Source organism: Flavobacterium sp., assembly GCF_046153165.1.
Classification (GTDB): domain Bacteria; phylum Bacteroidota; class Bacteroidia; order Flavobacteriales; family Flavobacteriaceae; genus Flavobacterium.
The window spans coordinates 14,600-39,709 of record NZ_JBJXEN010000080.1 but is presented as its reverse complement, the minus strand read 5'-3'; the positions used below and the strand labels follow the sequence as shown (position 1 = coordinate 39,709).

Genomic DNA, 25,110 nt, shown 5'->3' with positions numbered 1-25,110 from the left:
AAATACTTTATTTTCGGAATTTAAAAAAGAAACGTATTTTTACCAGTCATTAATACTAAATTTGATTTTTAGAAGTTAATGATTAAAATCTTTTACATTGAAAACAAACAGTTTAAAATATATTTCTTTTTCTATTTTATTAATTTTAGTTGTAGCCTGTTCTACAAAGAAGAACTCTTTTGTAAATAGAAATTGGCATGCTCTAAATTCAGAATATAATGTTTTGTATAACGGAAACGTGGCTTTACAGTTGGGTATTAATGATTTAAAAAGCGGATACAAAGATAATTTTTGGGAAGTTTTACCAGTAGAAAGAATGCAAATTCTGGAGGAATCAATGTTGCCAGGGCAAAAAACAAAAAATCAAAACTTTGAACGTGCCGAAACCAAAGCAACAAAAGCGATACAAAAACATTCGATGAATATTGATGGTCGTGAAAAAAACACGCAAATGGACGAAGCGTATCTACTTTTAGGTAAATCGCGCTATTACGACCAACGATTTATTCCTGCTTTAGAAGCGTTTAATTATATTTTGTATAAATATCCTAATTCAGATAAAATATATGAAGCGAAAATTTGGAGAGAAAAAACAAATATTAGATTAGAAAATGACGCTTTAGCTATTAAAAATCTTAAAAGACTTATAAAAAACAATAAAATAAAACCTCAAGTTTTTGCCGATGCAAATGCAATTTTATCTCAAGCATATATTAATTTGGAGGAAAAAGACAGTGCAATTGCACCATTAAAGATTGCACTAATTTCAACAAAACTAAAAGAAGAAAAAGCGCGATATCATTTTATTTTAGGTCAGTTATATCAATCTTTACAATACAAAGATAGTGCCTATACAGAATTTGAAGAAATTATTAAAATGAAGCGAAAATCACCTAAACAATATGTGATGCAATCGCATGCAAAACAATCTGAATTAATAAATCAAACAGAAGACACCGTTGCTTTTTTAAAAAAATATGCAAAACTTTTTAAAGACAGAGAAAATAGGCCATACCATGATATTTTAAATTACCAGATGGCTTCTTTTTATGATAAGCTAAACAAAAAAGATCAGGCAATTAAGTTTTATAATAAATCATTAAGGTCTAAGTCTGAAGACATTTATTTACAAGCAACAACTTATAAGAATTTAGCAACAATTTACTTCGATAAAACTAAATATTTAACTGCAGGAAAATATTATGATAGTACATTAACTCGATTAGTTAAAAAGAATCGTGAATATTTTAGTATTGAGAAAAAACGCGAAAACTTGGTTGATGTTATTAAATATGAAGGAATTGTTCAGAATAATGACAGTATATTAAATATTGCTTCCCTTTCTAAAAATGAACAAAAAGAATTTTTTGAAGATTATATAGTAAAGATTAAAGCAAAGGAAGAAGCTAAAAAATTACTTGAAGAGAAACAAAAAAAGGAGAATGCAAGATCAAATACAGGAATTCAGGATGTAGATACGGGTCCTAGAGACGGAAGAAAAACTGTTGTAAAAGGACAAGCAACGGATCAAATTTCTCTACCGCCAAGTCCTACTGCTTTCGAGAGCGGAAACAATAACGCCTTTTATTTCTATAGTCCAACAACCGTAAGTTATGGCAAAGTAGAATTTTTAAAAAAATGGGGAAAACGAACATTAAATGATAACTGGAGATGGTCTGCTCAATCAGAAAAAACAAAAATATCTGATGAAGAAGTTATTGTAAACAACAATGTAAAACCAGAAGAAGTAGTAGAAAAATATCAAGCAGATTTTTATTTAAAACAACTTCCAACTTCACAAAAAGTTTTAGACAGTTTGGCAAGAGAAAGAAATTTTGCCAATTATCAGTTAGGAGTTATTTATAAAGAGAAATTTAAAGAATACAAATTATCAGCGTCTAAATTTGAGGTGTTATTAAAAAGTAATCCGGAAGAGAGACTAGTCTTGCCAGCAATGTACAATTTGTATAAAATTTATGAAATTATAGATAAATCTAAAGCGGAAATTGTTAAAAATAAAATCATTGAAAATTACCCAAATACAAGATATGCGCAAATTTTAAGCGGAACAATAGCAGAAGAAAATACGATTGCACAAACTCCAGAAGATGTTTATAAAACAATATATAAACAATTTGGGAATCAAGAATATATTACCCTTTTAGGAACTATAGAAAAAAGCTTAGCACAATTTGCGGGAGATGATTTAATACCCAAATTCGAGTTGCTAAAAGCTAGTGCAATAGGTAAACTAAAAGGTGTTGAAGAGTATAAAAAAGCATTAAATTATGTAGCATTAAACTTTCCAAATACAAAAGAAGGAAAACAAGCGGAAGAAATTATTAGGGTAAATATTCCAACTTTAGAACAAATGGTTTTTGTAAACGACACATTGTCAAAAAACTGGAAAATTTTATATAAATGTGGTGGTCGAGATGACGAAGAAACTAAAACATTAATCGAAAAAATAAACAAATACATCAAAGAAAAACAATATGATACCTTTTCAGTTTCTTATGATGTGTATAATGAAACGGAAAACTTTGTTGTAGTACATGGGATAAAATCAAAAGAATATTCAGACTATTTTGTAAGTATTCTTAAAGACAGTAAAGATTATAAAATTTTAACCCCAGCCAAAGTAATTTCTAGCGAGAATTATTCAGTAATTCAAGTTAAGAAAAATTACAACAAATACCTCGAATTAAAACAATAATAAAATGTTTGAAAAAAGCCCAAAATCATATACAGAATTACTCGGAAAAACCAACAGAATTGTTGAAGCAACAACTATAAAAGGAGATATTGAATCGACAGCCGATTTTAGACTAGATGGACATCTTATAGGTAATTTTACTTCAAAAGGAAAGTTAGTTATAGGTCCTGCAGGAATTGTTACAGGAAATATTTTTTGTCAAAATGTAGATGTAGAAGGAATGGTTAAAGGAAAAATTATTGTTCAAGAAATTTTAAGTGTAAAAAACAAAGCTAGTATACAAGGAGAGGTTACCTGTGAAAAACTTTCGGTAGAACCAGGAGCCGATTTTAGTGCGTCTTGTGTTATGAAAACAGCTTCAAAACCCGCTTTGCCCGCACATGGAGAACAATAATCAAGAAAAAAAAAATAGCACAAAATGGCTTTCACTTATTAATATTCCAATACAAATGGGAGCCATTATCTATTTGTTTTATAGACTTGGATTTTGGTTAGATGCAAATTATAAAAACGATGAGATATGTTACTACAAAGTTCTTACTTTGGTGGGTGTATTTTTGGCTTTATATAATGTATATCGTCAAGTAAATGAGATGGGTAAAAATTCTTAAATATGTTTAAAAAATATATAAAAGCAATTGGAGTTTTAGCACTAATTGTAGGAATAATTTATCTTGCTCACAAATTAATTTTTTCTATTTTTAAGCTTAATCAAGGTGCTTTTACATACTCATTAGAGAAATTATATTTATTTTTTGGAGCATTTTCTGTAGTAATTGAATTAATACTAATTAGAGTCAAAGAAAAAAATATTGACATTGTTGGGAATGTTTTTTTGTTACTAACATTAATTAAAATGATGGTTTGCTTCGGATTTGGCTCTTCAATTTTAAAACAAGAAACCGAAGATAATTCGCTTCAAAAATGGAATTTCCTTATATTATTCTTAGTATTTTTAACTATAGAAACAGTTTTAACTATTAAAACATTGAACAAAAAAGAGTAATAACTTTTAGTTTTTGATAAATTTATTTTGATAACTACCTTCTTCATAAAATGCCTGAATAATGTATAATCCAGAAGCTAAGTTTTCGATATTAATCTGAGTACTATTTCCTTTGTTTTCAAAAACAATTTTGCCATACAAATTTGTAATTATAATTTTATTAAAGATTAGGTTGTTATTTCCTCTAATATTTAAAACAGAAGTTGTAGGGTTTGGATAGACAGTTAATTTACCAGCAAATGTATTTTCATCAATAGATAGAGTTGGACAAGTAATTATGGTTGGAATGTTTTTTGCAGAGGTTGATCCATCACCTAATTGCCCATATAAATTTGTTCCCCAAGCATATAAACTACCATCAGTTTTTAAAGCCACAGTATGTGTTAGTTTCGAATTTACCATAATCCAATCTGTCGCTAAGCCAGAAACTCCAACAGGAATATTTTTTTGACTATTTGTACCATCACCAAGTTGTCCTGATGCATTTCCTCCCCATGACCATAATGTACCATCGGATTTTTTAGCAAGACTATGTTGATGCCCTTTAGATATCCAACTACAATTTACTATTGCAGGAATGTTTATTGGAGATGTTTTTCCAATCACAGTATTATCTCCAAGCTGACCATTTGTGTTGTCTCCCCAAGTCCAAAGACTTCCGTCAGATTTTGTTGCAACACTATGCAATATACTTGCCATAACATTCTGCCAATTTGTACCTGAGCCAATTTGTGTAGGAATTATTTTGTTTACAGTTGTATTGTCTCCTAATTGTCCGGTATTATTTCTTCCCCACGCCCATAAAGTGCCATTAGTTTTTGTTGCTAATGTATGATTAGTTCCTGCAGAAACCAGTAGCCAATTAGTGTCTGTTCCTATTTGAGTTGGGATAGTTTTATTTATAGTTGTATTGTCGCCTAATTGTCCGTAGGTATTATCGCCCCACGCCCATAACGTTCCGTCAGATTTTATAGCAAGAACATATTCGTCACCAGCAGAAATAAATTGCCAGTCAGTAGCTGTTCCAATCTGAATAGGAATATTAGAGTTTGTTGTACTCCCGTCCCCAAGTTGGCTGGCTTGGTTTCTTCCCCAAGTCCAGAGTGTACCATCAGTTTTTATAGCAATATTGTGTGAGTTTCCAGCAGAAATTGTTTGCCAGTTTGAATCGGTTCCTATTTGTAAAGGGACAGTAGACCAAGTTGAAGGAACTCCCGCAGTGCCTAATTGCCCAGCATTATTTCTTCCCCAAGCCCATAATGTCCCCCCGGTTCTTATTCCCAAAGTATGAGATCCTCCTGCGGAAACAGACTGCCAACATTGTGCAGATAGATTTATATAAAATAGACTAATAAATAAAATAAGTAAATTTCTTTTCATAATTTATTAATTTCTGTTTAAATATATTTTGTCTAATATATAAAAAAATAACTTATTAACAATTTTTATCAACAACTATTCGACAAACGGTCTTTTATTGCTGACAAAATCAACACCTTAAATAACATGTTTTGAAAATAAATATTAATTTGTTGATAACTTATAGTCGGAAAACACACACGTAAATTTAATAAAATAAAGAATAGATTAAAAAACAAGCTATATCGTTTTTGAATATTAATAAAAAATGTACCTTTGCACCAAATTTACAAACGCAGAAATATAGTTTTTTATATATGGTAATTTCAAAGCATCCACTTAGATTTATATTGACGGCAGTAATTGTCTGTCTTCCGTTGTTTAGTTTTGCAAAAACAGTTACAGATACTACAAAGGTAAAGGCCAATGCAGTTAGTACTGTTTCTGAAACTACAGCTATTAAAGATGAAGTTTCTCAAGAAACTCATAAAGAGTCAACAGATGTAAAATCTAAGATTAAGGAATTCATAAACCATCACTTACTTGATGCACATGATTTTACATTTTCTGCAAATGAAGAAACAGGAGAACACTATGGTTTTTCGTTACCTATTATTCTTTGGGATAAAGGTTTACAGGTTTTCTCTTCTTCAAAATTTAATCATGGAGAAAAAATAGCTGAACATAATGGTAATTTTTATGTCTTGCACCACGAAAAAATATACAAAACTGATGCTACAGGAACATTAATTGAAGGACATGGAGGTCATCCAGAAAATGTTCGTCCGTTAGATTTATCTATTACAAAAAGTGTAATAGGAATTTTAGGAATTGCATTATTAATGTTTTTCTTGTTTTCTAGCTTAGGAAAATCGTATGCTAAGAACAATGGTATCGCTTCAGGAGCGGGTCGCTTTTTCGAACCATTAGTATTATATGTTCGTGACGAAATTGCAATTCCAAATATTGGAGAAAAAGGATATAAAAAATACATGAGTTATTTGTTAACCATCTTTTTCTTTGTTTTCTTCTTAAATATTTTAGGATTAACACCGCTAGGATTTAATGTTACTGGAAACATTGCCATTACAGCATCATTAGCTTTACTTACGTATTTGATTACAACATTTACAGCAAATAAAAGTTATTGGGGACACATTTTCTGGATGCCAGGTGTGCCAACTCCAATGAAATTTATTTTAGCTCCAATAGAATTATTAGGAACAATTATCAAACCATTTTCATTAATGATTCGTTTGTACGCTAATATTTTAGCAGGTCACGTAGTATTGATGAGTATTATTGGTTTGATGTTTATTTTTAAAAGCTGGATCGGAAGCACATTGTCTTTCGGATTAGCATTTGCATTATCGATACTTGAAATATTAGTGGCTTTTTTACAAGCATATATTTTCACAATGTTATCAGCATTGTATTTTGGAGCTGGAAACGAAGAGCATCATCACGAAGAAGCTCATCACTAAAATGTTTAACCGTTAATTTGTTTAACCGATTCAACGATTCAGCAAATTTTCGATTCAACAACAAAGAAAGAATGTTTAATTTTTAATATATATATTATGCAAATTCCAACTATTGTAGGAGCAGGATTAATTGTAATCGGAGCAGGTTTAGGTATTGGTAGAATTGGTGGTTCAGCAATGGACGCTATTGCTCGTCAACCAGAAGCTTCAGGAAAAATCCAAACAGCTATGCTTATTGCAGCTGCACTTATTGAAGGTATTGGTTTCGCAGCGTTATTCGCAGCTTAATTAAAACTCAAAAAGCAATAGTTTGCAACGGTTGGTTGTAACTATTGCTTTTAATAATTAAAACATTAAAAATTTATAATTATATATAATGGATAAGTTAATAAATGATTTTTCGTTTGGTTTGTTTATTTGGCAAGTGGTAATATTTGTTGGATTAATACTCTTACTTAAAAAATTCGCTTGGAAACCAATTCTTGATGCGGTTAATGAAAGAGAAGACGGAATAAAAAGCGCATTACTTTCGGCAGAAAATGCAAGAAAAGAAATGCAAAACCTTCAGGCAGACAATCAACGCATTTTGCAAGAAGCAAGATTAGAGCGTGATGGTATGCTAAAAGAAGCTCGCGAAATAAAAGAAAAAATGATTGCCGATTCTAAAACTGAAGCGCAAGCACAAGGTCTTAAAATGATCGAGCAAGCAAAAGCTGCAATCGAAAGTGAAAAAAATGCTGCTATGGCAGAATTGAAATCTCAAGTTTCAAATTTCTCTATAGAAATTGCTGAAAAATTATTAAAAGACGAATTATCTAACAAAGAAGCTCAAACTAAATTGGTTGAGAAAATGTTAGGAGACGTTAAATTAAATTAATTATGTCAAGTACAAGAGCAGCAATTCGTTATGCAAAAGCAATTCTAGACTTAGCAACATCAAAAAATGTAGCTAAAGAAGTAAGTAATGATATGTTTTTAGTAGTAACAACTATCAATGGTAATTCGGAATTGGATTCTTTTATTCAAAACCCAACTATCAAAGTGGAAGCTAAAGAAAATGCGTTGTTAGAAGTTTTTGCTAGCACAAATGGAGTAACAAAAAGCTTATTTCATTTATTGTTTGAAAATAAAAGATTTGAAATTCTTAGTGCAACAGCTACAGAATACAATAAATTATTTGATGAAGAAAATGGTATTGAAGTAGCAAAAGTTACCACAGCCATTCCTATGGATGCTGATTTAGAAGCCAAAGTAAAAGCTAAAATCGCAACTTTTTCAGACAAAAAAGTGACAATAGAAAATATTGTAGATGCTTCAATTATTGGAGGATTTATTTTAAAAATAGGCGATAAGCAATATAATGCTTCAATTGCTAATAGATTACAAGTATTAAAAAGAGAATTAAGTAACTAGTTATTTATGAAAAAAAAACAGATTTTCTTTACTTTTTTATTTTTATTCTTTACTGTTTTAACTTTTTCACAAAAGGTAAGAGTTAAAAGTGGATATGTAACTGTTGATGAGGTTAATTGGATAAAATGCTTAGAACCGGCTAATTATACATTTTCATTATTAAATAAAAATGATGAAGAAATTGTTTTTATAAAGATGATTGTGGTTCAAGATGCAGAACCAATAAGTCAATATAATAAAGATGGAAGTATTTCTTATTTTGTTATAAAATTTTTAGGACTAAAAAAGCAATTTGAATTGCAAACAAATTATAAAGATGTATTAAAAAATCTATATTTATCTAAAGCAATAAATGAAGATTTGACACTTAATGAGGAAAAAATTGACTTGTTAGTTGAAAAATATGGAAATGAGTTTTCAGATAAATACAGCAATAGAAAATCAGAAACAGTAATAATTAGAGAAGAGCCAAGAAGATCTGGCGTAAACATAAACATAGGAAGATAATATATACTATTATGGCAGAAATTAAACCAGCTGAAATTTCAGCAATATTAAAGAAACAATTATCAGGTTTTGAATCTGGTGCTACGCTAGAAGAAGTAGGATCTGTACTTCAAGTTGGAGATGGTATTGCTCGTATTTACGGGCTGTCAAATGTTCAATATGGTGAGCTTGTAGAATTTGACAATGGTCTAGAAGGAATCGTTTTGAATCTTGAAGAAGACAATGTGGGTGTGGTACTTTTAGGAACATCTACAGGAATCAAAGAAGGTTCAACTGCAAAAAGAACACAACGTATTGCTTCTCTAAAAGTTGGAGAACAAATGGTAGGTCGTGTAGTTAACACGCTTGGTTTTCCTATTGATGGAAAAGGACCAATAGGTGGAGATTTATACGAAATGCCTTTAGAAAGAAAAGCTCCTGGAGTTATCTTCCGTCAACCAGTTACAGAGCCTTTACAAACAGGTATCAAAGCAGTAGACGCTATGATTCCAGTAGGTCGTGGACAACGTGAGTTGGTTATTGGTGACCGTCAAACAGGTAAATCAACTGTTTGTATTGACACTATTTTAAATCAAAAAGAATTTTACGATGCAGGAAAACCTGTATTTTGTATATATGTTGCAATTGGACAAAAAGCTTCAACTGTAGCAGGAATCGCAAAAATGTTAGAAGAAAAAGGCGCAATGGCTTATACAGTTATTGTTGCTGCTAATGCTTCTGATCCAGCGCCAATGCAAGTTTATGCCCCAATGGCTGGAGCTGCAATTGGAGAATATTTTAGAGATTCAGGTCGTCCAGCATTGATAGTTTATGATGATTTATCTAAGCAAGCAGTTGCTTACCGTGAGGTTTCTCTTTTGTTAAGAAGACCACCGGGACGTGAGGCATATCCTGGAGACGTTTTTTACTTACACTCTCGTTTATTAGAAAGAGCTTGTAAAGTAATTGCTGATGATGATATTGCAAAAAACATGAATGATTTACCAGATTCTTTACGTCCAATCGTAAAAGGAGGAGGTTCACTTACCGCTTTGCCAATTATCGAAACACAAGCAGGTGATGTTTCTGCATACATTCCAACAAACGTAATCTCGATTACTGATGGACAGATTTTCCTTGACGGAGATTTGTTTAACTCTGGAGTTCGTCCTGCAATTAACGTAGGTATTTCTGTATCTCGTGTTGGAGGTAATGCTCAGATTAAATCAATGAAAAAAGTAGCTGGAACATTAAAATTAGACCAAGCACAATTCCGTGAATTGGAAGCATTTGCTAAATTTGGTTCTGATCTAGATGCTGTTACATTAAATGTAATTGAAAAAGGTAAAAGAAATGTTGAAATCTTGAAACAAGGTTTAAACTCTCCTTATACTGTTGAAGATCAAGTAGCTATTATCTATGCTGGTTCTAAAAATTTATTAAGAAATGTTCCTGTAAATAAAGTGAAAGAATTCGAAAAAGATTTTATCGAGTACTTAAACAACAAACACAGAGATACGCTAGATGCTCTTAAAGCCGGTAAATTGGATGATAATATTACAGATGTTATCGAAAAAACAGCTAAAGAAATATCAGCAAAATATAATTAATTATTATTTTAAATTTTGAATTATAAATTTTGAATTGTGCTTGTCACTTTTTAAAATTTATAATTCAACATTTATAATTTAAAATAAAACGAATAAATGGCAAATTTAAAGGAAATCCGTAATAGAATTACTTCCGTTTCATCGACGATGCAAATTACATCGGCAATGAAAATGGTTTCTGCAGCAAAACTGAAAAAAGCACAAGATGCTATTACAGCTATGCGACCTTATGCCGAAAAACTAACGGAATTATTGCAAAATCTTTCTGCTACACTAGATGGTGATGCGGGTGGAGAGTTCACAAAACAACGTGAAATTAAAAAAGTATTAGTAGTTGCCATTACTTCAAATAGAGGTTTGTGTGGTGCTTTTAATACTAATGTAATTAAGGAAGTAAAAAGTCGTGCAGATTTTTATGCAGGAAAACAAGTAGATGTTTTTGCTATTGGTAAAAAAGGAAATGATATTTTAAGTAAAACCCTTTCTGTTGTTGATAATCAGAGTTCAGTTTTTGATGCTTTAACTTTCGATAATGTGGCAATAATTGCTCAAACACTAACTGACAAGTTTGTTGCTGGAGATTATGACAGAATTGAAGTGATTTACAATCAGTTTAAGAATGCGGCGACACAAATCGTTCAAACAGAACAATTTTTGCCATTAGCACCTATAAAATCAGATAAGCCAGTTTCTACAGGGGATTATATTTTTGAACCATCTAAAGAAGAAATTGTATTAACATTGATTCCTAAATCATTGAAAACTCAATTATATAAAGGGATTAGAGATTCATTTGCTTCAGAACACGGTGCTCGTATGACTGCAATGCACAAAGCAACAGATAACGCAACTGAATTAAGAGACCAATTAAAATTAACATACAATAAAGCACGTCAAGCAGCAATTACTAATGAAATATTAGAAATTGTTGGTGGAGCGGAAGCTCTGAAAGGATAAGAAAAATAACATATATTTTCAAATCTTAAAAATATAATATAAAAAAAAGCCGTATTAAAAATTATTTAATACGGCTTTTTTTTATCCAAACAATTGGCTAACTATATCTTCAATTTTTGCTACCAATTGTATTTTTATTCCAGTATTTTTTAATGAAATTTTGTTGTATTTAGATACATAAATAGTCGAAAAACCTAATTTTTCTGCTTCTTGAATGCGTTGATCTACACGATTTACAGGACGAATTTCTCCCGAAAGTCCTACTTCTCCTGCAAAACAGAAATCTTTATTGATTGGAATATCCTCGTTTGATGATAATATGGCAGCTACAACTGCTAAATCTATTGCAGGATCATCTACCGAAATACCACCTGTAATATTTAGAAACACGTCTTTAGCTCCTAAACGGAAACCAGCTCTTTTTTCTAAAACAGCTAAAATCATATTTAGTCGTTTTGCATTGTAACCAGTGGTACTTCGTTGGGGTGTTCCGTAAACAGCCGTAGAAACTAAGGCTTGAATTTCTATCATTAATGGACGCATTCCTTCGAGAGTTGATGCGATCGCAGTTCCTGATAGCTCTTCATTTTTGTGAGAAATTAAAATTTCTGACGGATTAGATACTTCTCGTAATCCAGAACCTTGCATTTCATAAATTCCTAACTCTGCAGTAGAACCAAATCGATTTTTTAGAGAACGAAGAATTCTGTATACGTGATTTCGGTCACCTTCAAACTGCAAAACAGTATCAACCATGTGTTCCAAAATTTTTGGTCCAGCAATGCTTCCATCTTTAGTAATGTGACCAATTAGAATAACAGGAATATTAGTTTCTTTAGCAAATTTTATTAATTCGGCAGTAGTTTCTCTAATTTGAGAAATACTTCCTGGAGACGATTCTATATAATCTGTATGTAGTGTTTGTATAGAATCGATAATTACAATTTCAGGCTCAATTTCCTGAATTTGACGAAATATGTTCTGTGTTTTAGTTTCGGTAAGAATGTAACAATTATCACCATTTGGTGTAATGCGTTCTGCACGCATTTTTATTTGTTTCTGGCTTTCTTCACCAGAGACATAAAGTGTTTTATAAGGTAATTTTAAAGAGATTTGAAGCAGAAGCGTACTTTTTCCAATACCAGGTTCTCCACCTAAAAGAATTAATGAACCAGGTACAATGCCACCACCTAAAACCCTATTTAATTCACCATCGCAAGTATCCATTCGGATTTCTTGTGTTGAATCTATTTCTTTTACTAAAAGTGGTTTAGAGGCTTTTTTTACTTCCGATGTTTCGGCTTTCCAAGCTACTTTTTCTTCTTTTTGAATAATTTCTTCAACAATTGTATTCCATTCTTTGCATGCGTTACATTGTCCTTGCCATTTAGAATATTGTGATCCACAACTTTGGCAAAAAAATGATGTTTTTACTTTGGCCATTATTATGGTTTTTTCTCTTCGGTTGGAGTTTCTGCAGGAGTATCTGTTGTAGGTGTATCAGTAGCAGGAGCGTCTGTTGTAGGAGCATCAGTTGCTGGAACTTCTTCTTCAATAATTTCTTTAGCTTTACCTCCTTTTAATCCTTTAGCTTTTACAGGGATTAATTTTTTTAAATCTTCTGCTTTATTCATCATCATGTCTTTTGTTAAATCACGAATTTCTTCTTTCATGAAAGCATTTTGATAATATTTTACTGCTTTTTTTATATCTTTTGTTTTTTCATAAAACATTGCCATGTGGTAATCATAAAGCATACTTTTCTCATATTGTTGACCCGAAATTTGAGCTAACTCTTCAAAACCTTTAAAATCACCTGATTTTAAAATTGCATTTTCAATTGCTTTAAAATCACTTAATCTAACATTCATTTTTATACCTAATGATTTTTCTATAGTTTCGTACTTGTCGGTCAAGTATTTTGCGTGATTATCAGGTAATACAGCAATTTTCTCTTGGTATTCTATAGACGAAATAGGTCGGTAAATTGAAAAAATTTGGTATAAAGCATTCGGTATTCCATTTAATGCTAGAGAGTAGTGAGAAGCATTTTTGAAATCATCAAATTTGTAATTTAACAAAGGATTTTTTATTGCAGCAATATTTTTATCTAATGCTTTTATTTGGGTTTGAAACTTTTTTAAATCTCCATCAGATGTTGCTTGGTAATAAAACAAAGGTTCTTTTGTAGCAGCTAATCTTTCAGGAATTCTTTCTATCATTCCTTTTGCTAATTCAGGGCTTAAAGAAATATAGGCTGTAAATTGAGGAATATCTTTATACAAAAATGAATTTAAAAAACCTGCTGTAGCATCTAGTCCTGCAATAATTTTGAATGGTGCAACTCTGTATTTTTTTTCTAGATGAGGAATTAACTCGGCAGCAATAAATTCAAAAAACGCACCTCCTTTTTTTGATGGCAATCCAGTTGCTGAGTCAAATTCGGAATCATCATAACGTTCTTCTTTTGCATTTTGGTTTATTCCTATTAAGATAACTTCAGGAATATCGTCCCAATAATTTCCAAACGCAAGATTTCCTTCAAAAGGAGCAAATAGATACTCGCCATCTAAAACTAAAACTAAAGGATATTTTTTCTCAATATTTTTCTCGTAAGATGAGGGTAATTTTATTGTTATTTCTCTATCAGCTTCTAATTTTGCCGAATGAATTGTCTCGGTTGTAGTTTGAGAAAAAAGCATTATCGAAAATAAAAAAGAGACGGTTAGGAATATATTTTTCATAATGTAAAAATTATAAGAGTGAGTGTTTTTTAAGTAGCAATATAATAATTATTTTCTATTTAATAGAGGAAGAAACAAAAATGATAAGCCTCCTAAAACGACCATCAAAACGGTTTGTGAAGCCCAGGTTAACCATCCAAAAGCTGTTCCAGCAGTATCAGGAACTCCATACAACATAAATATTTCGGCGATAATTAATGGGTAAACACCAAAACCACCATTTGTAAAACCTACAGCTAAGGTCCCAAATATAAAGGCTATAGTTACTGCACCAAAGCTAATATTACTAGTTTCTTTTAAAGCAAATATGGTAACATAAAACATTAAAATGTAGGTAAACCATATGAATAATGAATGAAAAATAAATTGCCATTTATTTTTCATTTTCAGAATGCTGCTCATACCTTCTATTAATCCTGAAAGTTTTTCTTTGATAGTGTGAATTATTTTCCATTTAGAATACATCCACACAAGAAGAAAAACAACAAATCCGACAAATCCAATAGAAGCTAAAATAATTAGATTTACAATAGGGATTTTTGCCAATATATAGCCTTTAAGAACATTAAACTGAAGTAATAATGAAGCAAAAATAAACAGTAAAAAAATAAGTGTATCTACGACCCTTTCGGCAACAATTGTTCCAAAAGCTTTATCGAAAGGCATATTTTCATACTTTTTTAACACTAAAGCTCGTGAGAACTCGCCAGACCTTGGGATAGTAAGATTCATAAAATAGCCAACACAGACAGCCATTAAGTTGTTATAAAAGTGTGTTTGATAACCTAAATGTTGTATTGCGTATTTCCAGCGATAGGCTCGTGATATAAAACCAAAAAGCGCGATAAATAAAGACAAATAGATATAGAAATAATTAGCGTTTTTAAAATATCTCTTTATTTCATGTATCTGTTCGTGAGAGAACTCGTTGTATTTATATTGTATAAGATATATTCCTAAAATAAGAGGTAGTCCTATAGAGAGCCATTTACCAATTCTTTTTTTCAAAATATTATTTCAGTGAATTATCTTTTTCGTTAGGGAAAACTAACCAAGGCTTGAAGGTTTTTGCTTTTTCAAAATCCATATGAGCATAAGACATAATTATGATAATATCTCCTTTATGAACTTTTCGAGCTGCGGGACCATTTAGGGTAATTTCGCCTGAATTTTTTGCGCCTTTTATAGCATAAGTTTCAAAACGTTCTCCGTTATTTATGTTTACAATATTTACTTTTTCGCCTTCAATTATGTTTGAGGCTTCTAGTAAAACCTCGTCAATAGTAATACTGCCAATATAATTTAAATCGGCGCCAGTTACTGTTACTCGGTGTATTTTAGATTTTACAACTTCAATTTGCATGGTACAAAGGTAATTATTTTAATGAAATGTTATCAATCAATCTTATATTGTTCACAAAAACTGCAATAAAGGCCCGATATTTTTTATTTTTATTTTTACGTTTGCAGGTAAGAAGTGTCTCTTCATCAGCAATTTCAAAATATTCTAACTCGAACACAGATTGTTTTTTAAACGTTTTTATGACCCATTTGGTTACTTCGTTAGCACTTTTCGTGCCAAAAAGGTTCTTGGCTTCGACCAAAGTTTTATAAATTATAGATGCTTTTGTTCTTTCATCTGCCGAAAGGCGTTCGTTTCTAGAACTCATGGCTAGTTTGTTTGCTTCACGAAAAATCTCACAACCAATAATGTTTACTGGCAGATTATTTTTTTTGACTAATTTTCGAATAATTGCCAATTGCTGAAAATCTTTTTCGCCAAAATAGGCATTTGTAGGATTCACGATTTCAAACAATTTTTTTACAATTGTTCCTACTCCGTCAAAATGTCCTGGTCTGTGTTTGCCTTCCATTTCAAACTCTAAACCATCATAATCAAATGATTTTGAGACTGTTTTGCCTTCATAAATATCATCAACAGAAGGTGCGTAAATTATAATTTCTGGGTTTAACGATTTTATTTTCTCAGCATCAACTTCTAATGTTCTAGGGTATTTTTCTAAATCATCTGAGTTGTTAAATTGAGTTGGATTTACAAAAATACTTACAACAGTATAGTCATTATTTTTTAAAGATTTCTTCATTAAAGACAAATGTCCTTCATGCAAAGCACCCATGGTGGGAATAAATCCAATTGTTTTCTTTTCTTGTAAAAAAGGTTTCAAATAAGCTTTTAACTCATTTTGTTTGTCAAAAATAGTCATGCGTAAAACATTAAAATTCAGTGCAAACTTACTATTTTAGTCAATATCAACATAAATTTTTGTAATTTTGCAAATGATTTATGTCCTAAAGCCTAAACAAAATAAAAAATGGAGGATAAAAGAATTTTATATGTATCATCTGAAGTAGTGCCTTATCTTGCTGAAAATGAGGTTTCTTTAATGTCGTATGATGTGCCAAAAATGATTAATGATCAGGGCGGACAAATAAGAATTTTTATGCCACGTTATGGCAATATAAACGAAAGAAGACATCAATTACATGAAGTTATTCGTCTTTCGGGAATGAACCTTGTTGTAAATGATGCGGATATGCCACTAATTATTAAAGTCGCATCGATACCAAAAGAGAGAATTCAAGTTTATTTTATTGACAACGATGAATACTTTAAACGTAAAGCTACTTTTACAGACGAAGAAGGTGTCATGTTTCCTGATAATGATGAACGTGCCATTTTCTTTGCAAAAGGAGTTGTAGAGACGGTTAAAAAATTAAATTGGGTTCCAGATATTATACATGTGCAAGGCTGGATGGCGGCAATGCTTCCTATATACATGAAACATTTTTATAAAGATGAGGCATTATTTGCCGATACTAAAATTGTAACATCAGTATTTAATCAGTCTTTCGATGGAAGTTTAGATCTTGAAATGAGCAAAAAAATACAATTTGATGGTATTGCTCAAAGTGCAATTGCTGAGCTAGACAATCCTACTTTTGAGAATATCATGATGGCATCAATAAATCATTCCGATGGTATTGTTATTGCCTCAGAAAGCATTTCTTCAAATTTAACAAAATTTATAGAAGCTTCAAAAAAACCTTTTTTACCTTTCGCCCACAAAGATGAGTTCGCAGAGGCGTACACACAATTTTACAAAAATCAAATATTAGGTTAATGATGAATACCACTTTTTTAAGAAAGCTAACAGTTGTTGTTTTGGTTGCTATATTTTTCGTTTCATGCGACAAAGATTATAACACATTGGGAGCAGATATTATAGGGAACGAGAATTTCTTGTTTGAAAATTATACAGGCCCACTGGCTATCTCGGCTGATAATCAAAACACAGGCGCGGTTCAAACTAACAACCTACCTATAAATTCATTAGGATATTATAACAATAGTGTTTTCGGAAAAAGTAAAGCTAGTTTTGTAACACAGTTGCAATTAGCAGTGGTTGCTCCTACTTTTTATGATACACCTTCTACTATCCAAGTAGATTCTGTATACATATATGTGCCTTATTATGCAACGCTTTCGAGTACAGACGAAACAACTGGGGACAGGACTTATGAGGAATTAGACTCTATTTTACCTGCAAAAAAAATAGCTCAGAAACCAATTAAATTAAGCATATATCGTTCAGGTTATTATCTAAGAGACTTTGATCCATCAGGTGGGTCAACAGAAGCACAAAAATATTACAACGACCAACAGCCAGAAATTGATGCAGTAAAAGACCAAATTTTAGCCACAGAGGATAATTTTGAGTTTAAAAACACAGAAATTAAATTATTAAACTCGTCAGGAACTGTAAAGCAAAGACTTGCTCCAGGATTGTTTTTTAATTTAGATACAGCAACTAAAAACTATTTTCAAACAGCTATTATACAGGCATCTTCGGATAAACTGGTTAATAATAATGCTTTTAAGAGTTATTTTAAAGGATTGTACTTTAAAGCTGAAGATTCTCCTTCAAGTCCTAATCAAGGAACAATGGCGAGAATGAATTTTGCTGGAGGTTCTGTTACAATAGTATATCATGACCACTCTTCTACTGCCGCCGCAAATTCAACAACAGTAGCAAAAGACAGGAAAACAATTGTTTTAAATATGTCTGGAAATACGGTAAATTTAATAAATGACGAACCAACCGCAAATTATTTTAACTCATACACAGCGCCAGTTACAAATCCAGATAGACTATATTTAAAAGGTGGACAAGGATCTATGGCGGTTCTTGATTTATTTGGAGGAGAACTAAACAAAAATGCATTAGAATTAAATAAAATGCGAAATGAAGGTTGGTTAATAAACGATGCGAGTATTACTTTTTATGTAGACCAAACTACTATGGGAACTACAGAGCCAGAACCAAATAGATTATATTTATATGATTTAACAAATAGAAGGCCAATTATAGATTATTATTACGATTTATCTACAAGTGGAAATTCAAAATATAACAAGTATATTCACGGAGGATCACTTTTAGACAACAACTCTAATGTAGTTAGTTACAGCGGTACAACACGAGGAACAAAATATAAAATAAGAATTACAAATTATATTAGAAATCTTGTGAAAAACGGTAATTACAAAAATGCCGATGGGTTAAATGATATTACAAAAGATTCTACAAATGTGAAGCTAGGATTAGTTGTAACAGAAAATATAAATACAGTAAGTAATGCAGGTTTTAAAAATCCTTTTACTTACACAATGAAGGATAATAGTGGAGCTAATATATTAAAAACATCAAAATATTTCCCTGTAATGTCTGTTGTAAATCCTATAGGAACGGTACTTTATGGAAGTGGATCTGGCGTACCTAACGACAAAAAAATAAAACTAGAAATTTATTATACAAAACCTAATTAATAAAATATATGTGTGGAATTGTTGGATATATAGGTTATAGAGAAGCATACCCAATTATAATAAAAGGACTAAAGCGTCTAGAATACAGAGGTTATGATAGTGCTGGTATTATGCTTTATGACGGAAAAGATTTAAAACTATCTAAAACCAAAGGAAAAGTTTCTGATCTTGAAGAAAAATCATTAAAAGAAATTTCTACCAATGGCACAATAGGAATGGGTCATACTCGTTGGGCAACTCATGGAGTACCTAACGATGTAAATTCACATCCACATTTATCAAACTCAGGAAATTTGGCTATAATTCATAATGGAATTATAGAAAATTATGAGCCATTAAAAAAAGAATTAATCAAAAGAGGTTATACTTTTAAATCTGATACAGATACAGAAGTATTAGTAAATCTTATTGAAGATGTACAAAAGAAAGACAACCTTAAGTTAGGAAAAGCAGTTCAAATTGCTTTAAACCAAGTAATAGGAGCTTATGCGATATGTGTTTTTGACAAACAAAAACCGGACGAAATAGTTGTGGCCCGTTTAGGAAGTCCTTTAGCAATAGGAATAGGTAAAGATGAGTTTTTTATAGCTTCAGATGCAACTCCATTTATCGAATATACTTCAAATGCTATTTATTTAGAGGACGAAGAAATGGCTATTGTAAGATTAAATAAACCATTAAAGATCCGTAAAATAAAAGATGATTCTCTTGTAGATCCTTATATTCAAGAACTTCAAATGAATTTGGAACAAATTGAAAAAGGAGGTTACGATCATTTTATGATGAAAGAAATCTATGAGCAACCAAATGTAATAAAAGATACTTACCGCGGTCGTCTTCATGCAAATGAAGGTCTAATAAAAATGGCTGGAATTGAAGACAACATAGATAAATTTATAAACGCCCAACGAATAGTAATAGTTGCCTGCGGAACATCTTGGCATGCGGGATTAGTAGCAGAATATATATTTGAAGAATTTGCACGTATCCCAGTTGAAGTAGAATACGCTTCAGAATTTAGATACAGAAATCCAATTATAAATAAAGATGATGTTATTATTGCTATTTCTCAATCAGGAGAAACAGCAGACACACTTGCTGCAATAAAACTAGCTAAAGAAAAAGGAGCGTTTGTTTTTGGTGTTTGTAATGTTGTAGGTTCTTCAATCTCTAGGGAGACACACGCAGGAGCTTACACACATGCTGGTCCAGAAATTGGGGTAGCCTCTACAAAAGCTTTTACTACACAAATCACTGTATTAACTATGATTGCTTTGCGTTTAGCAAAAGCAAAGGGAACTTTATCAAATTCAGATTTTCATAGATATTTACAAGAACTAGAAATTATCCCTGAAAAAGTTACAGAAGCTTTATTAACAAATAATAAAGCTAAAGAAATTGCGGCAGTTTTTAAAGATGCCACAAATTTCCTATATTTAGGAAGAGGCTATAATTTTCCAGTAGCGTTAGAAGGAGCTTTAAAACTAAAAGAAATTTCTTATATTCATGCAGAGGGTTATCCGGCAGCAGAAATGAAGCACGGACCAATTGCCTTAATAGACGAACACATGCCAGTTGTAGTAATTGCTCCAAAACAAGGACATTATGATAAAGTGGTGAGTAATATTCAGGAAATTAAAGCAAGAAGTGGAAAAATAATTGCAATTGTAACAAAAGGCGACACACAAGTTCGCGAATTAGCAGATTATGTAATTGAAATTCCAGATGCAGCTGATGCCATGTCTCCCTTATTAACAACAATTCCTTTACAATTATTATCATACCATATTGCAGTAATGAGAGAATGTAATGTAGATCAGCCAAGAAATTTAGCTAAGTCTGTTACTGTAGAATAAATAAAAAAAAGCATATATTTTATTAAAAGCGAGATTTTATCTCGCTTTTTTTATACAATTAATAATTTTTATTTAAGTAACAAATTTTTAAATAATCACAAGTATAATGACAATTATTATGTGTGCATAGTATTTATTTTAACTCTAAATGTTAAAATGGTATTAAATCTTTAAAGAATAAGGAAAAATAAGTTTTAAAAATTGCATATAACCTACTATCTACGGTAATTTTTTTATCAATCTTTAATAATAATATTAAAAATATTTGTAATTTGGCTATCTAAACCAATAAAATTCAAAACGAATGAGAATCTACTTTATTATTTTGTCATTGTTTTTTTGCGGAATCTCGTTTGCGCAAAACACAATTTCAGGTACAATTACCGACAGTAACAATCAGCCTATACCCGGCGCGAATGTTAAAGTAGTAGGAACGTCAATATTAACCTCTGCGGGTTTCGACGGAAAGTTTCTGCTTAAAAACCAAGAATTTCCAATTTCAATTGATGTATCGATGATGGGTTATGCTAGTCAAACCGTTGTAATATCATCTAAAGAACAAGTTGTTGTTGTTGTTTTATCTGAAGAATCTTCAACTACATCTCTTAACGAAATTGTAGTATCAGCATCTAGAGCTCCAGAAAGAATTCTAGAATCGCCTGTAACTATAGAAAGAATGGGTTTAAAGGATATTAAAAACACAACAGCTCCTTCATTTTACGAGGGACTAGAAAATTTAAAAGATGTTCATTTTAATACCAGTAGTTTTAACTTTAAGTCTGTTAATACAAGAGGTTTTGCAACTGTTGCAAATACCCGTTTTTTACAGTTAGTTGATGGTATGGATAACTCTTCTCCAGCATTAAATTTCGCACTTGGAAACTTATTAGGAGTTTCTGACATTGATGTTGCAAGTGTCGAAATATTGCCAGGTGCTTCTTCTGCATTATATGGTGCAAATGCATTTAATGGAGTTATGTTTATGAACAGTAGAAGTCCTTTCGTTAAAGAAGGAATCTCAACGTATTTGAAATACGGACAAACGTCTCAAACAACAGCAGGAAATAATCCTTTTTATGACTTCGGATTTAGAGCCGCTAAAAAATTTACAGATCATTTTGCTGCAAAAGGGAATTTCTCTTATTTATCTGCTAAAGAATGGATTGCTTCAGATGATAGAAATGTTTCTAATGGAGCTGTAGATAATGGTGCAATAGGACATGGAACCAACCAAAACTACGATGGAGTAAATTTATATGGAGATGAAGTAACTACTTTTATCCCAAATGTAGGACAAGTAAGTAGAACAGGATATAAAGAACAAGACTTAACAGATAATAAGATTGAAAGTGTAAAAGCGGATTTCTCATTACACTTTAAGCCATGGGCAAATGATTTTGAAATTATCTTGCAACACAAATTAGGTTTTGGTAATACAGTTTATCAAGGAGCTAACAGATATGCACTTAAAAACTTCTATATGGATCAATCTAAATTAGAAGTAAAAGGGAAAAATTTCTTTGCAAGAGTTTACAGAACATCTGAAAATGCAGGAGATTCTTATGATACACGTTTTACAGCTTGGAACATAAATAGAGAAGCAAAATCTGATACTAACTGGTTTACAGATTATGCAAAAGCTTTTCAATTGTCAAGTGCAATGCTAGGTTACGATGCTAATACTGCAGCAAACTATGCTAGAAATTTTGCGGATTACAATGTTAATCCTTTAATTAATCCTTTAATATTAAGCCCTAATGTTGATCCATTAAATCCTACAGCTCCAAACGGACCAAGATTTGAACCAGGATCTGAGCAGTTTAATAAAGCATTAGCTAAGATAACAGCAGATCCAGACTTTACAAAAGGATCTAAATTTCAAGACAATTCAAAAATCTACCACGGAGATGTAAATTATAACTTTAGAGATTTAGTAAAATTCGCTGAAATTCAAGTTGGAGGTTCTGCAAGACAATATGTAATGAATTCTTACGGATCTATTTTTACAGATTATGATGGTTCTTTAAAATATAATGAATATGGAGTTTATACTCAAATTCAAACTAAATTAATGGACAGCAGATTAAAACTTACAGGATCTGTTCGTTATGACAAATCTAAAAATTTCGACGGAAGTTTCTCTCCTAGAATATCTGCAACTTATGGTGCTGGCGCAAGCAAACAACATAATTTTAGAGTTTCTTATCAAACAGGTTTCCGTAACCCAACTACACAAGATCAATATATCGGATTAGACTTAGGTCCATTCGCATTAATTGGTTCTGCACCTGAAAACTTAGCAAGATATACTGAAACTAGAAGCGTAAGTGCTGCTGGGCAACTTTTAGGTAATCCTGCAACAGTTCAAATGAATGGAGAAAATGCATATTATAATTCATATACAGTTGAATCGTTTAAAGAATTTGCAGCGACTTCAGATGCATCAAAATTAGTAATAGCAACACCAGGATTAGTTAAACCAGAAAGAGTGCAAGCAATAGATTTAGGTTACCGTACTTCAATTAAAGGGTTTTCTGTAGATATTAATGGATATTATAATATCTATAATGATTTCTTAAGTCAAACAAATACAATTGCACCTTTATATGGTACTGTTGGAACACCACTTTCAGTTGCGGCTTTAGCTAACGGTGATAGAAGAACATACCAAGTATATACAAACTCTAAAGCTAAAGTAAATTCATTAGGAGTTGGAGTAGGTTTGTCTAGAAAAGTATATAAAAACTTCGAATTAGGAGGAAGTTATAACTATTCTCAATTTGATTTTGATCAATCATTAGATCCAAGTTTTGAAGTTGGTTTCAACACACCTAAACATAGAGCAAAAGCAAGTTTTGGTAATGATAAATTATTTAAAAACTTTGGTTTCAATACAAATGTAAGATGGAATAGTGAGTATTTGTGGCAATCATCATTTATTGATGGTATGGTTCCAGAAAATGTTGTTTTTGATGCTCAAGTTAACTACGCAATACCTTTCTTAAAATCAGTAATAAAAGTTGGTGGTGCTAATTTAGGTGGTAAAGATTACATACAAGTATTAGGAGCTGGAGCAATAGGACAACAATACTATGCTTCTTGGACTATTAATCCATAATAAAATATAATAACTTTATAAATAAAGAATTATGATAAAAAATATAAAATGGCTACTATTAGTTTCTTTAAGCTTTGTAGCATGTAATAATGATGATGAAGTAGTTACAGACACTCCTGCAACTGCTGGTTCAGCCGATTTTTCTAAATATGTAGCATTAGGAGATTCATTCGCTGCAGGTTATAGCGATGGAGCTTTGTTTAAAAAAGGACAACAAAATTCATACCCTAACATTCTTGCAGGACAATTTAGTCAAGTAGGAGGAGGAGCTTTTAACACGCCTTTTTGTGGAGATGATAATTTAGGAGGTTTGTTATTTAGTGGAACACCTATAGCAGGAACAAGATTATATTTTAATGGCGTTGGTCCTGTAAGTGTTGCTGGAGCTCCAGTTACGGAGGTGTTAAATCATTTAACAGGGTCTTTTAATAATATGGGTGTTCCAGGTGCTAAAAGTTACCATTTATTAGCTCCAAATTACGGAAGCCCAGCTGGAGTTCCAGCTGGAACTGCAAGTCCTTATTTTGCTAGATTTGCATCATCAGCTACTACAACTGTTTTAGCAGACGCATTATCACAAAATCCAACTTTCTTTTCTTTATGGATTGGAGGAAACGATGTTTTAGGATATGCTACAGGAGGTGGAGTAACTACTACAGAATCGGCTTCAACAGGAAATAATATCACTCCAAACGCAACTTTTGATGGTGCATACAATGCCTTAGCTAGTCAATTAGCTGCTGGAGGGAAAAAAGGAGTAGTTGCAAATTTACCATATGTAAGTACTTTACCTTATTTCACTAGAGTTCCATATAATCCAGTAACTCTTAACGCTACTCAAGTTGCTCAACTAAATTCAGGATTTGCTTCATATAATGCAGGTTTAACAGCCGCTGTGGCTGGTTTAGGATTGTCGCAAGCGGAAGCAGATAGAAGAAAAGTGGTTTTTGTTGTTGGTTCAAACCCTGTTATTATTGTAGATAACTATTTGATGAATCTTACAGCTTATTCAATTCCATCATATAGACCAGCAACAAAAGAAGATTTATTAGTATTGCCAGCGAGTTCATTTATTGGAACTTTAGTAGGAGGAAATCCTGCGGCAATTAATGGAGTTAGCGTTCCTTTAGCTGATAAATGGGTATTGTCTAAAGATGAAGCTAGTGAAATACAAGCTGCTACAGATCACTACAATGTAACTATTGAAGCTGCTGCTACAGCAAACGGATTAGCTTTTGTTAATGCTAAAGCAATTATGGATCAATTAGTAAACGGAGGGGTTCGTTTTGGAAACTATCACATGACAGCTGCTTACGTAACTGGCGGTGCTTTTTCTTTAGATGGAGTTCATCCATCATCAAGAGGATATGCGCTTATTGCGAATAAATTCTTAGAAGCGATTAATGCTAAATATGGTTCTACACTTAAAGCAGTAGATTTAGGAAATTACCCAATACAGTTTCCCGCTACTTTTTAAACAAAATAATGATAAATGTGAAAAACCATCAACGA

At 31.7% G+C, this 25,110-nt stretch carries 22 protein-coding genes; 16 read left to right on the top strand and 6 right to left on the bottom strand.

Features of this window, described 5'->3' with window-relative positions; genetic code table 11:
* Nucleotides 1-97 precede the first annotated feature (97 nt).
* From ACKVOV_RS09570 to ACKVOV_RS09555, 4 genes are read left to right on the top strand one after another with little or no spacing between them, the layout of a single operon-like run.
* Nucleotides 98-2,716 carry a tetratricopeptide repeat protein gene (locus tag ACKVOV_RS09570; protein ID WP_409206534.1) on the top strand — a complete coding sequence of 873 codons (2,619 nt, stop codon included), beginning with the start codon at nucleotides 98-100 and terminating at the stop codon, nucleotides 2,714-2,716.
* Nucleotides 2,717-2,720: 4 nt separating this feature from the next.
* Nucleotides 2,721-3,110 carry a polymer-forming cytoskeletal protein gene (locus ACKVOV_RS09565; protein WP_409206533.1) on the top strand — a complete coding sequence of 130 codons (390 nt, stop codon included), beginning with the start codon at nucleotides 2,721-2,723 and terminating at the stop codon, nucleotides 3,108-3,110.
* On the top strand, nucleotides 3,097-3,327 hold the full coding sequence (locus ACKVOV_RS09560; protein WP_409206532.1) for an AtpZ/AtpI family protein: 231 nt from the start codon (nucleotides 3,097-3,099) through the stop codon (nucleotides 3,325-3,327). The genes ACKVOV_RS09565 and ACKVOV_RS09560 overlap by 14 nt, the downstream gene beginning before the upstream one ends.
* A gap of 2 nt (nucleotides 3,328-3,329) precedes the next feature.
* Complete coding sequence (locus tag ACKVOV_RS09555; RefSeq protein WP_409206531.1) at nucleotides 3,330-3,722, top strand: hypothetical protein; 393 nt, start codon at nucleotides 3,330-3,332, stop codon at nucleotides 3,720-3,722.
* A gap of 6 nt (nucleotides 3,723-3,728) precedes the next feature.
* Here the strand turns inward: ACKVOV_RS09555 and ACKVOV_RS09550 are convergent, their stop codons facing one another.
* Nucleotides 3,729-5,102, bottom strand: coding sequence for a T9SS type A sorting domain-containing protein (locus ACKVOV_RS09550; protein WP_409206530.1), 1,374 nt, complete (start codon nucleotides 5,100-5,102; stop codon nucleotides 3,729-3,731).
* Between the two features lie 296 nt (nucleotides 5,103-5,398).
* On the opposite strand from ACKVOV_RS09550, the gene atpB reads away from it, so the two are divergent.
* From atpB to atpG, 7 genes are all read left to right on the top strand, one after another.
* On the top strand, nucleotides 5,399-6,565 hold the full coding sequence (gene atpB, locus ACKVOV_RS09545) for a F0F1 ATP synthase subunit A (protein WP_409206529.1): 1,167 nt from the start codon (nucleotides 5,399-5,401) through the stop codon (nucleotides 6,563-6,565).
* A 96-nt stretch (nucleotides 6,566-6,661) separates the two neighbouring features.
* The gene (gene atpE / locus ACKVOV_RS09540; RefSeq protein WP_077374818.1) at nucleotides 6,662-6,853 is read left to right on the top strand and encodes an ATP synthase F0 subunit C; all 192 of its coding nucleotides are present in this window, start codon (nucleotides 6,662-6,664) and stop codon (nucleotides 6,851-6,853) included.
* A gap of 88 nt (nucleotides 6,854-6,941) precedes the next feature.
* Nucleotides 6,942-7,442, top strand: a complete 501-nt coding sequence (locus tag ACKVOV_RS09535) for a F0F1 ATP synthase subunit B (protein WP_409206528.1) — start codon at nucleotides 6,942-6,944, stop codon at nucleotides 7,440-7,442.
* Nucleotides 7,443-7,444: 2 nt separating this feature from the next.
* Nucleotides 7,445-7,978, top strand: coding sequence for an ATP synthase F1 subunit delta (gene atpH, locus ACKVOV_RS09530; protein ID WP_409206527.1), 534 nt, complete (start codon nucleotides 7,445-7,447; stop codon nucleotides 7,976-7,978).
* Between the two features lie 6 nt (nucleotides 7,979-7,984).
* On the top strand, nucleotides 7,985-8,485 hold the full coding sequence (locus tag ACKVOV_RS09525) for a hypothetical protein (protein WP_409206526.1): 501 nt from the start codon (nucleotides 7,985-7,987) through the stop codon (nucleotides 8,483-8,485).
* An 11-nt stretch (nucleotides 8,486-8,496) separates the two neighbouring features.
* Nucleotides 8,497-10,074 carry a F0F1 ATP synthase subunit alpha gene (atpA, locus tag ACKVOV_RS09520; RefSeq protein ID WP_409206525.1) on the top strand — a complete coding sequence of 526 codons (1,578 nt, stop codon included), beginning with the start codon at nucleotides 8,497-8,499 and terminating at the stop codon, nucleotides 10,072-10,074.
* A gap of 96 nt (nucleotides 10,075-10,170) precedes the next feature.
* Nucleotides 10,171-11,031 (top strand): ATP synthase F1 subunit gamma, encoded by an 861-nt coding sequence (gene atpG, locus ACKVOV_RS09515; protein ID WP_409206524.1) that lies wholly within the window; start codon nucleotides 10,171-10,173, stop codon nucleotides 11,029-11,031.
* 81 nt (nucleotides 11,032-11,112) lie between these two features.
* Here atpG and radA read toward each other — a convergent pair whose 3' ends face one another.
* Genes radA through panC form a run of 5 tightly spaced genes read right to left on the bottom strand, consistent with a single transcriptional unit; the run spans nucleotide 11,113 to nucleotide 16,000 of the window.
* A complete protein-coding gene (radA, locus tag ACKVOV_RS09510; protein ID WP_409206523.1) occupies nucleotides 11,113-12,474 on the bottom strand; it encodes a DNA repair protein RadA in 1,362 nt (453 codons plus the stop codon).
* 2 nt (nucleotides 12,475-12,476) lie between these two features.
* A complete protein-coding gene (locus tag ACKVOV_RS09505; RefSeq protein WP_409206522.1) occupies nucleotides 12,477-13,775 on the bottom strand; it encodes an alpha/beta hydrolase in 1,299 nt (432 codons plus the stop codon).
* Between the two features lie 48 nt (nucleotides 13,776-13,823).
* Entirely contained in the window at nucleotides 13,824-14,783 is a 960-nt protein-coding gene (locus tag ACKVOV_RS09500; protein ID WP_409206521.1) for a YbhN family protein, read from the bottom strand.
* 4 nt (nucleotides 14,784-14,787) lie between these two features.
* Nucleotides 14,788-15,138, bottom strand: coding sequence for an aspartate 1-decarboxylase (gene panD / locus ACKVOV_RS09495; RefSeq protein ID WP_409206520.1), 351 nt, complete (start codon nucleotides 15,136-15,138; stop codon nucleotides 14,788-14,790).
* A 13-nt stretch (nucleotides 15,139-15,151) separates the two neighbouring features.
* Nucleotides 15,152-16,000 carry a pantoate--beta-alanine ligase gene (gene panC / locus ACKVOV_RS09490; protein WP_409206519.1) on the bottom strand — a complete coding sequence of 283 codons (849 nt, stop codon included), beginning with the start codon at nucleotides 15,998-16,000 and terminating at the stop codon, nucleotides 15,152-15,154.
* Between the two features lie 108 nt (nucleotides 16,001-16,108).
* Here panC and ACKVOV_RS09485 point away from each other — a divergent pair, with 108 nt between their 5' ends.
* The 5 genes from ACKVOV_RS09485 to ACKVOV_RS09465 all read left to right on the top strand — a co-directional run bounded on the left by ACKVOV_RS09485 (nucleotide 16,109) and on the right by ACKVOV_RS09465 (nucleotide 25,075).
* A complete protein-coding gene (locus tag ACKVOV_RS09485) occupies nucleotides 16,109-16,918 on the top strand; it encodes a glycogen/starch synthase (RefSeq protein ID WP_409206518.1) in 810 nt (269 codons plus the stop codon).
* Complete coding sequence (locus tag ACKVOV_RS09480; RefSeq protein ID WP_409206517.1) at nucleotides 16,918-18,624, top strand: DUF4270 domain-containing protein; 1,707 nt, start codon at nucleotides 16,918-16,920, stop codon at nucleotides 18,622-18,624. The genes ACKVOV_RS09485 and ACKVOV_RS09480 overlap by 1 nt, the downstream gene beginning before the upstream one ends.
* A gap of 8 nt (nucleotides 18,625-18,632) precedes the next feature.
* Complete coding sequence (gene glmS, locus ACKVOV_RS09475) at nucleotides 18,633-20,480, top strand: glutamine--fructose-6-phosphate transaminase (isomerizing) (RefSeq protein ID WP_409206516.1); 1,848 nt, start codon at nucleotides 18,633-18,635, stop codon at nucleotides 20,478-20,480.
* Between the two features lie 304 nt (nucleotides 20,481-20,784).
* Nucleotides 20,785-23,598, top strand: coding sequence for a TonB-dependent receptor domain-containing protein (locus ACKVOV_RS09470; protein ID WP_409206515.1), 2,814 nt, complete (start codon nucleotides 20,785-20,787; stop codon nucleotides 23,596-23,598).
* 31 nt (nucleotides 23,599-23,629) lie between these two features.
* Entirely contained in the window at nucleotides 23,630-25,075 is a 1,446-nt protein-coding gene (locus tag ACKVOV_RS09465; RefSeq protein WP_409206514.1) for a G-D-S-L family lipolytic protein, read from the top strand.
* The last annotated feature ends 35 nt before the right edge of the window (nucleotides 25,076-25,110 follow it).